General features: G+C 65.3%; 10 protein-coding genes. 7 read left to right on the top strand and 3 right to left on the bottom strand.

The window, feature by feature from the left end; translation table 11 throughout:
* Positions 1–104: 104 nt before the first annotated feature.
* Positions 105–671: a DUF3455 domain-containing protein gene (locus AADJ04_RS16665; protein ID WP_066784832.1), complete on the bottom strand. Its 567-nt coding sequence runs from the start codon at positions 669–671 to the stop codon at positions 105–107.
* 277 nt (positions 672–948) lie between these two features.
* Here AADJ04_RS16665 and AADJ04_RS16660 point away from each other — a divergent pair, with 277 nt between their 5' ends.
* The 5 genes from AADJ04_RS16660 (at position 949) to AADJ04_RS16640 (ending at position 4,610) form a co-directional block, all read left to right on the top strand.
* Positions 949–1,524 (top strand): sigma-70 family RNA polymerase sigma factor, encoded by a 576-nt coding sequence (locus AADJ04_RS16660; RefSeq protein ID WP_142083547.1) that lies wholly within the window; start codon positions 949–951, stop codon positions 1,522–1,524.
* Between the two features lie 13 nt (positions 1,525–1,537).
* The gene (locus tag AADJ04_RS16655; RefSeq protein ID WP_341240298.1) at positions 1,538–2,323 is read left to right on the top strand and encodes an anti-sigma factor; all 786 of its coding nucleotides are present in this window, start codon (positions 1,538–1,540) and stop codon (positions 2,321–2,323) included.
* A gap of 108 nt (positions 2,324–2,431) precedes the next feature.
* Entirely contained in the window at positions 2,432–3,373 is a 942-nt protein-coding gene (locus AADJ04_RS16650; protein ID WP_341240297.1) for a DUF3034 family protein, read from the top strand.
* 32 nt (positions 3,374–3,405) lie between these two features.
* Positions 3,406–3,837, top strand: a complete 432-nt coding sequence (locus AADJ04_RS16645) for a group 1 truncated hemoglobin (protein ID WP_341240296.1) — start codon at positions 3,406–3,408, stop codon at positions 3,835–3,837.
* A 107-nt stretch (positions 3,838–3,944) separates the two neighbouring features.
* Positions 3,945–4,610, top strand: a complete 666-nt coding sequence (locus AADJ04_RS16640) for a plastocyanin (RefSeq protein WP_273623538.1) — start codon at positions 3,945–3,947, stop codon at positions 4,608–4,610.
* Positions 4,611–4,893: 283 nt separating this feature from the next.
* Here AADJ04_RS16640 and AADJ04_RS16635 read toward each other — a convergent pair whose 3' ends face one another.
* Positions 4,894–5,727, bottom strand: a complete 834-nt coding sequence (locus tag AADJ04_RS16635; protein ID WP_337930758.1) for a cytochrome c — start codon at positions 5,725–5,727, stop codon at positions 4,894–4,896.
* Between the two features lie 297 nt (positions 5,728–6,024).
* Between AADJ04_RS16635 and AADJ04_RS16630 the strand changes: the two genes are divergently transcribed.
* Positions 6,025–6,990 carry a hypothetical protein gene (locus AADJ04_RS16630; protein ID WP_341240295.1) on the top strand — a complete coding sequence of 322 codons (966 nt, stop codon included), beginning with the start codon at positions 6,025–6,027 and terminating at the stop codon, positions 6,988–6,990.
* Between the two features lie 79 nt (positions 6,991–7,069).
* On the opposite strand, the gene AADJ04_RS16625 is transcribed toward AADJ04_RS16630, so the two are convergent.
* Positions 7,070–7,969 (bottom strand): LysR family transcriptional regulator, encoded by a 900-nt coding sequence (locus AADJ04_RS16625; protein ID WP_273623536.1) that lies wholly within the window; start codon positions 7,967–7,969, stop codon positions 7,070–7,072.
* Between the two features lie 296 nt (positions 7,970–8,265).
* Between AADJ04_RS16625 and AADJ04_RS16620 the strand changes: the two genes are divergently transcribed.
* Positions 8,266–9,029: aldehyde dehydrogenase family protein (locus AADJ04_RS16620; protein WP_341240294.1), on the top strand; the 764-nt coding region annotated here is incomplete at its 3' end.

The raw sequence follows: 9,029 nt of genomic DNA, 5'->3' as shown, positions 1-9,029 counted from the left end.
AACACGTCCTCTTTTTACTGGATCAAGCCGCCTGCGGGCTTAACTGACTGGCATTACGCAAATGCGGGGCTTTGTGTTTGGGCAAGGCGTGCGCTAGCCCGCCTTTAGGAAGCAGCCTTCCAGATGATGTAGTCGGCCTGGTACTTCACCACCTGCTTTTGCCCTGCGTTGGCCGCAGTGCAGGCTGCTGCAGGGGCCACACCACCCTGGGTGGCTACGCGCTGGATGTACGTCACGCCCTGCATCGCGCCCATGCCCATGGCAGGGTTGGCCTTGACCAGCTGCAGCGGAATGTTGCCCGCGCTGGCGGGCGCTACTGCCAGCTGCGTGGCTGTTACCTTGGAGCCGTCGTTGCTCTCCCAGGTGGCTGGTGGGCCGTAGTAGCGGCCCACCACCTTGCCCGAGCGGTCCATCAGCTTCGCATCGGGGCCCACAAACACCCATTCAAAGGCGCTGGGCATGTCTTTTTTGGCGCGGCATTCGTAGGTGATGTCGCCCGCGCCCACGGTTTCCATGGCGATGCGCTGGCCGGCAGGCACCTGCACAGTGGCGGGCAGGCTGCTTTGGTTGAAGGCTGGAGCGGCTGGCGAGCTCATCGAGCCGCAGGCCGTGAGGGCAGCGGCAGCGCCCAACAGGGCCAGGGTGGTCAAAGAGGTGCGGATCGTAGGCATGGTGCTTCCTTGGTTGCGGGTTGAAATGCAGAGGGTGCTTTGCGCCGCAGCAAAGGCGGTAGGGGCATCCTTCACTCCTCTGTACGGAGCCATCGCCACGCTGGATTCAAAAAGTTTTCAGATTTTTTTGAAATGACCACAAACCATCGGTGTGCATGGGTTGAATCTGCCGCGCCCGCGGCTGCGTATTTGTGTTGACAAACGTTGCGCGGCGTTGAAAGCCCCAGGGTATTTCCACCCTTGTGCGCAACCCGCAGGCATCCCACACAATCGGTGCATGAGCACCCTCGACCCAGACCGCGAACTCATGGAACTCCTCGACCGCGTGGCCATGCAGAACGACAAGGCCCTCAAAGCCTTGTACGACCGCACCTCGTCCAAGCTGTATGGCCTGGCGCTGCGCATCGTGCGGGAGCGGGACGCGGCCGAAGATGTGCTGCAGGAGGCGTTTGTCTCCATCTGGCGCGGTGCAGGCAGTTACCGCGCCTCGCTGAGCCCGCCCCTGGCCTGGATGGGGCTCATCGTGCGCAGCCGGGCCCTGGACGCCCTGCGCAAACGCACGGCCGACCGCGCAGGCGTGACGGACGAGCTTGACGAGTTGCTGGCCGACACCCTGGAAGGCGACAGCCCCAACCCCATGGACGTGAATGACGCCAGCCAGCAGGCTTTTGCCCTGCACCAGTGCCTGACGCGGCTGGAAGCCAAGCAGCGTGAGGTGGTGAGCCTGGCCTATCTGCGCGACCAGAGCCATGGCGAGCTGGCCGAGCAGCTCCAGCTGCCCCTGGGCACCGTCAAGACCTGGATACGGCGCGGGCTGGAGCAGTTGCGCCAATGCATGGCCCGGTACGCATGAGGGCCCACACGCCATGAACATCACCCAACACCCTGAACTGCTGCAGCGCCTGGCTGCCAGCTATGCCCTGGGCACACTGCGCGGGGGTGCCCGCCGGCGTTTTGAAACACTGGCCCGCGAACATGCCGCCGTGCGGGCCGCTGCACTGGTGTGGCAAACGCATTGGTCGGGTCTGGCTGAATTGCAGCCCGGCACCACGCCTGACCCGGCCGTGTGGCTGCGCATTCAGAACCTGGTGCAAGCGGACCAAGCCCAGCACCGCATGGAGCTGGCGCGTGCCCAGACTGCGAGCGCGTCAGGCTGGTGGCGCAGCCTGCGCTGGTGGCGCGCCGCGGCGGCAGCGGGTGCGCTGGCCACCGTGGCCGCCGTGCTGGTGGGGTGGCAGGCGCACGGAGGGCTACAGGCTGCCACCAGCGCCCAAATAGCGGCGCTGCAGCAGCAGTTGCAAGCCACACCCCAGATCCAGTATGTGGCCGTGCTGGCCGATGACCAGGCCGCGGCCTCGATGCTCGTCACCTTTGACCCCAAGAACCAGAAGCTCGTGCTGCAGCGGGTGGGCGGTTTCCAGGAGGGCGATGACAAATCCCTGCAACTGTGGGCTTTGCCGCCCGCAGGCGGGCCGCGCTCGCTGGGCGTGCTGGGGCAGGACAAGCTGCTCACCCTCACGGCGGCGGAACAAGAGGTGAAGCAGGTTCCCACCCTGGCCATCAGCCTGGAGCCCAAGGGCGGCGTGCCCAGCGAAGGGGGCCCCACCGGGCCGGTGCTGTTCAAGGGCGCGCTCATCCAGCGCATGCTGTGAACAAAAAAGTGGGGCGGCGTGAATCCGGCAGGCTGGGCGGCGCGTACCAGGTAAGGGTCAGCACATCGTGGTTCTGACAAGCACACAACCTTTGGAGGAGACACCCCGATGACCTTGCCCCTACGACCAATTGCACAGGCCGCCGCCTTGGCGGCCCTCTTGGCCTTTGGCGCGGCCCAGGCCGACACTGGCAAGCTGGTGTTGACCGGGGGCGTCAGTTCCATCACCGGCAGCGCCGGGGGCGGCATCACCCCCTGGGCGGTGATTGGAACCCAGGCCACCGAGGGTGAATGGGGATTCAGCGCCTATGGCACCCGCGCAGGCACGCAGGACTACGCACTTTCCAGCTACGGAGCAGCCATCGGTTGGCAGGACAGGGTGGAGCTGTCACTGGCGCGGCAGGATTTTGATGCAGCCCCGGCCTTCGCCCTCAACGGCATCGCGCCTTTTGGCGTGGCGCCCGGCCAGCACATCAAGATGGACGTGCTGGGCCTGAAAGTGAAACTGCTGGGCGATGCCATTCTGGATGCCGACACCTGGGTGCCACAGGTGGCGCTGGGGCTGGAGCACAAACAGATGCGCCCCGGATCACTGCAGTCGGTGCTGGATTTTCTGGGTACCAAGACGAGCGGCACCGATCTGTACCTGAGCGCTACCAAGCTGCTGCTGGACAAGAGCCTGCTGCTCAACACCACCCTGCGCTACACCAATGCCAACCAAAACGGGTTGCTGGGCTTTGGCTCGGCCGCGCCTGGCAAGAACCGCCGCAGCCTGCAGCCCGAGTTTTCGATCGCCTACCTGCTGCGGCACAACCTTGCCGTGGGGGCCGAGTACCGCTTCAAGCCCAACAACCTGCAGGCCTTGGGTGCGGCAGCCGGCCTGGGGGCTGCCCTGCGCGAGGACGACTGGAAGGATGTTTTCGTTGCCTGGGCGCCCAGCAAAAATGTCTCGCTCACGCTGGCGTGGGTGGACCTGGGCCGCATCGTGCCGGGCGTGACCCGGGACCGGCGCCAAACCGGTTACTACCTTTCGGCCCAGGTCGCGTTCTGACCGAGCCGGTTTTCACCTTCTGGAGCTCCACCATGACTACCCAACTCTGCGCATGGGCCCTGCCCGCCGCCGCGCAAACAGCCTCGACCCCTTCATCCACCGCGCCCGCAGGCCTGTACCAGGCGCTGGGCGAAAAGCCTGGCATCACGCGCCTGGTCGATGATTTTGTGAACCGCGCTGTGAAAGACCCGCGCATCGGCAGCCACTTCAAGGACGCGAAGCTCCAGGCCCTCAAGGAAAGCCTGACTGACCAGATTTGCCAACTCAGCGGTGGCCCTTGCCAGTACGAAGGCGGTGACATGAAGTCTGCCCACGCTGACATGGACATCACCAAAGCCCATTTCAACGCGCTGGTGGAAGTGTTGCAGGCGGCGATGGCGGCCCAGGGCGTTGCGTTTGCGCAGCAAAACTGCCTGCTGGCGCTGTTGGCCCCCATGCACCGCGACATCATCACCGTGCGCTGACCATGCAATCCATTGTTGCTACATTATTGATAGCTGGTTGCGCTTATTCCATAAGCGCTAGCGCCGGAAATGTTCAAATTCAGGTGCTAGGCCGTGACGGAAAGCCCGTGCCCGAGGCTGTGGTGGTGCTGTACCCCAGCGCAGCCAACGCGGCCACAGCGCCCAGCCTGCTGCAAGCCAGCCCCACCATCGAACAAGAACGCATGCGCTTTGTGCCCGCGCTCACGGTGGTGGCGCCGGGCACCACGCTGCGTTTTACCAACCAGGACCGCTGGGACCACCATGTGCGCGGCACGCCGGTGGGCCCCGCAGCCACGGGCGGGGCAGGGGGCAATGAAGGCTTTGAGATGCGGTTGGCGGGCAAGCAAGACGGGCAGGCCGCCCAGGCAGCCGAGACCACCGTGCGCCAGCCTGGCGTGCTGCTGCTGGGCTGCCACCTGCACGGCTCCATGCGCGGCCATGTGTTTGTGACCGATTCGGCCTGGACGCTCAAGACCGACATCGACGGTATCGCCCGTTTTGCCAGCGTGCCCGATGGCGCCGCGCAAGTGCGCGTGTGGCATGCCGAGCAACTGGTGGACCTGCCGCGCAAGGCGCTGAATGTGGTGCCCGGCCCGGTGCTGGATACCGTGCAGCTCAGTGTGGTGCCCCGCGTGCGGCGTGCACCCCCTGCCGCGCCTGCAGGCCCCGGCAACACCCCGGGTGGACCCATGGGGTCGTACAGCCTGGCCCCCGTTTCGGCCCACCCAGCCCATCAGCACCCCGGCAGCTGATCCGCCACACCAGCGGGTGGTCCAACGGGGGCGGGTCAGCAGGGCAGTCACTTTGAACGGGCGGAGTGCTTCGCCCTTTCTTTGTATGAGTCTCCACGGCCACCCGACGGCAGGGCTGCCAGGGAGGCGCCGAGGTCAGCCAGGCTGCTTGAGCCCGCCGGGCCCGGAGGGCACGGTGTTGGCACTGCTCTTCTGGCCGCCAGCTGCGGTGCTGCCCACCTCCTGCTTCACGCTGCCGGGGGCGCGTTTAGGTACAGGTACAGCGCCTGCGCGTCCACATCGCTCAACTGACCCAGCGACTCGAAGGGCATGACCTGGATGGGCGTGCCGTCCGGTCGCTTGCCGGTGCGCAGCATGGACACAAAACTGGCAGCGTTGGGATAGCGGGCCAGGGCGGTGCCCGCGCTGTGTGTGCCAGGACGGATGTCTGCGGCCGCAGGCCAATCGGGCGGCGCGCCCGGAATCTTGCCGCCCGACAGATCGGCACCGGGGCAGCCGGTGCCATGTTGGCCACGTATTGGCCGTTGGCCAGCGTCACGCCAGCAGCGGTGGGGCGCGAGGGCGCCAACTGGTGGTCGATGCGCGAAGCTGCGTCAGGAATCGCCCCCAGCCCATACAGCACCCAGGCAGGGTGCGGCAGATCGATCACCGCCTGCTCGCCTTCCTTCGGCGGGAACTGGCGCACATAGGACACCAGGGCGTTCAGGTCTTCGTTGGTGAAGCGGTTGTAGTCCTCGCTGGGCATCGCCAGCAGCGGGCGGCCGTTGGGCTTGACGCCATGGCGGATCACGCTGTTCCAGTCCTCGGGCGGGTAGCGTGCCACCACGCCCGCGGGCCTGATGTTGGGCCCCACGATGCGCGTGCCCTTGCCATCGTTGACGAACTCGCGGCCCGTGCCCTGTGCGCCGTGGCAGTAGGAGCAGCTGCGCGATGCATACAGATAGCGCCCGCGCTCGATGGTCTGCGCATCGGTGGTGTAGGCCACGGGGCGGGGCTTGATGTCGATGGTGCGGTTGCGCTTTTGCTCGGCCAGGTACAGGCCGCTGGCTGCCGAGCCGATCACAATCGCACCCAGCAGCATGGCGCCGCTCGCAGTCCATTTGATCCAGCGTTTCATGGTGGCATCCCTCTTCTTCGATTCAACGATCCAATTGCCGTTCAGGCGGCGAATTCAGAATTCGAAGCAGCGGTGAGTGGCGACCTCGCTATCCACTGGGCGCCATGCCCGGTGACATATGTCACAGACTTCCTGCCGGTTTTGTTGCGGAAGGCACCTGTGGGGCGCGACGCGGCTGTGGTTTACCGACAAAAAATCTGACGAGGAGAGGTGTATTCAATGAGCTATGTCATCCACATATGGGACCAGCCCACCCCGGCCACCTGGACGGAGGCCTGCTCGGTTCTGGCGCGGCTGGTGAACCAGCCCGCGTCACCCCACCCGCGTTTTGCAGAGCTGGCGCGGCGTATGCATGTGTGGATGCCAGAGCTTGCCGTCGACTGGACTCTGGATGCGCCGGATGGTGTGGTGGATGAGGCCGTGTGGTCGCTGGCACTGGCTCAGACCTTGCCGGATAGCTTTTATCCGCGCCTGATCGATCAGGCGGTGAGCCTGGGGCTGAGCGTGTACGACGAGCAGGCGGGAGAGTGTTTTGTGCCCGGGCCTTGGCGGATGTCGGTGGCGGGTCGGGAGCCGCTTGTCCATGCGCCGGTTGCGCCTCCCGCGCCGTCGGGTTTGCTCGATGTTCAAGGGCGCTTTCGGGCGCTGGTTTTGCCGCGCCTGCAGCGCCATGGGTTCGCGCTGGAAACGCCCGCGCCACGCGGCAACCTGGTGGAAACGCACCTTGTGCGGCCTACCCCGCTCGGGGACCAGCGCATTCATGTCGACTGGATGGGCGATGCGGCCAGCCACTATGTGGCAACGGTGATTTCCCGCATCACGCCTCAGTTGCCCGAAGCGGTGGCCAAAGTGTGTGCACCTCAAACGCGGATCCTCTTCAATGTGGAGGATACCCCGCAGATCAATGCCTTTCTGCGCAACTTTTCCCCCAAGAACCCCACATCGCGCAGCTACCTCGCCTCCGGTGTCGAGGGACTGGACGTTTTCATGTCTGCGCTGGGCGATTGGCTCCTGACAGAGTTGGTGCCCGTGCTGGACCAGTGCAAAATGCTGGACGATTTTCTGGCGTACGAGTTGGGTGAGCCCCGCAGCCCGATCTACGTCATGGCCTATCTGGCCAATCTCGCTCTGGCGTATGGTGCAGGGGTTCCTGATCTGGATGCGCGCTTTGACCAGCTCATGCAGCGGCGCCGCGCGCAAGGGATGAATCCTGCGCAAATGGCAGCAGCCTTCGAGGCACTGCGCTCGCTTCGCATCGCTTGAGGATTTTGCAGCGGGCTCCCGGCGGGCGCTTTACCACCCCCCACCCAGCGGCGCTGGATGGTTTGGGTCACGCCGCCCGCTACCGCTGCCCCGCGCACTCCGCCACCAGCCAGTCCCGGAAGGCCTTGACCAGAGGCGACTGCGCGCGCGCCTCGGGGTACACCAAGTAATACGCATCGGTGCTGGTGAGCACCAGGTCTGACAGCTCTACCAGGCTGCCTGCGGCCAGTTCCTGCTCGATCAGAAAACGCGGCAGCAGCGCCGCGCCCAGGTGCGACACCGCAGCTTGCGCAATCATGGCGAAGTGCTCCGACTGGGGGCCACGCAAGGCCAGCGCCGTGGGGGCGCCCGCCAGTTCAAACCATTCAGCCCACTGCGTGGGGCGGGTGCTTTGCTGCAGTAGCGCCACGCGGGTCAGATCTTGCGGTGTGCGGATGTTATGGCGGTCGCGGTAGATGGGGCTGCACACGGGCACGGTTTCCTCGTGCATCAGGTATTCGCACACCGCCCCGGCCCAGTGCGGCGCGCCGAAGTGGATGGCCGCGTCAAACGGCGTGCCGGCAAAGTCAAAAGGCTCAGTGCGCGCGGAGAAATTGACCATGGCCTCAGGGTGCCGCGCCATGAAGCCCCCCAGGCGCGGAATGAGCCAGCGGGTGCCCAGCGTGGGCAGCACGGCCAGGTTGAGCAGGCCGTCGGTGCTGGCAAACGCCATGGTCTTTTGCGTGCTGGCCGACAGTTGCTGCAGCACGGCCTGCACATCGGCTGCGTAGATGCGGCCTGCATCGGTCAGCACCACGCGCTGGCGCACGCGGTGAAAGAGGGCGGTGCCCAGTTGCTCCTCCAGCTGGCGAATCTGGCGCGACACCGCGCTTTGCGTCAGGTGCAACTCTTCAGCCGCCCGCGAGATGCTGGTGTGCCGGGCAGCCGCCTCAAAGGCCAGCAAGTCGGCAATCGGCGGCAAAAAGGTCTTGCGGAACATGGCGGTGCGGCACTGGGGTTAATGCTGAGATGGAATGAGCTGGCGGCATGGCGTGTTCACTGTTTTGGGGTGATAGCGCTTTGTATTGGAGCGCAGGCTACTCCTGAATTTGCACCAGATTTTGCTTGACTTCATTCTGATTGGGTATGAAGTTGTTCCAATTTTTTGCTATGCACTTCGGGGTGCAGGGTGGATAGTGGCACCATCTTTGCTGCAGAAATGCTTGTGCCGGGGCGCCTGGGCTGTTGGCCCGCCTGCCCCAGCTTTTTCATTGAACATCTCACCGTTTGATTGCCATGTCTGACACCTCTGTTGCTTCCAGCGTCGTTTCTGAAGTCCATGCCCTGCTGCAGCGCCTGGGCGTACCCGCGTCTGCTTATCAGGGGGGCGATTTGGCTGTGCGCTCGCCCCTCACCGGCGAAGTGGTGGCCCATGTGCCCCAGCACACGCCCGCGCAGGCCAGCGCCGCCATTGGCCGCGCACACGCAGCCTTCGCCACCTGGCGCACCGTGCCCGCGCCGCGCCGGGGCGAGCTGATCCGCCTGCTGGGCGAAGAGCTGCGCACCGCCAAGGCCGACCTGGGCCGCCTGGTGACCTTGGAAGCGGGCAAGATTCCGTCCGAAGGCCTGGGCGAGGTGCAGGAGATGATCGACATATGCGACTTTGCCGTGGGCCTGTCGCGCCAGCTCTACGGCCTGACGATTGCCACCGAGCGCCCCGGTCACCGCATGATGGAAACCTGGCACCCGCTGGGTGTGTGCGGCGTCATCTCCGCGTTCAACTTCCCCGTGGCCGTGTGGTCGTGGAATGCCGCGCTGGCCGTGGTCTGCGGCGACCCGGTGGTGTGGAAGCCGTCTGAAAAGACCCCGCTCACCGCCCTGGCCACGCATGCCATTGCCCAGCGTGCACTGGCCCGCTTTGGCAGTGACGCGCCCGCAGGCCTGTTGGAGTTGATCATTGGTCAGCGCGATATTGGCGAGGTGCTGGTGGATGACGTCCGCGTACCCGTGCTGTCTGCCACCGGCTCGACCGCCATGGGCCGCGCAGTGGGCCCGCGCCT

Origin of the sequence: uncultured Acidovorax sp. (assembly GCF_964021665.1) — a bacterium.
Lineage (GTDB): Bacteria > Pseudomonadota > Gammaproteobacteria > Burkholderiales > Burkholderiaceae_C > Acidovorax > Acidovorax temperans.
Note: the sequence above shows the minus strand (reverse complement) of the source record. Positions and strands in the feature narration are given on the sequence as shown.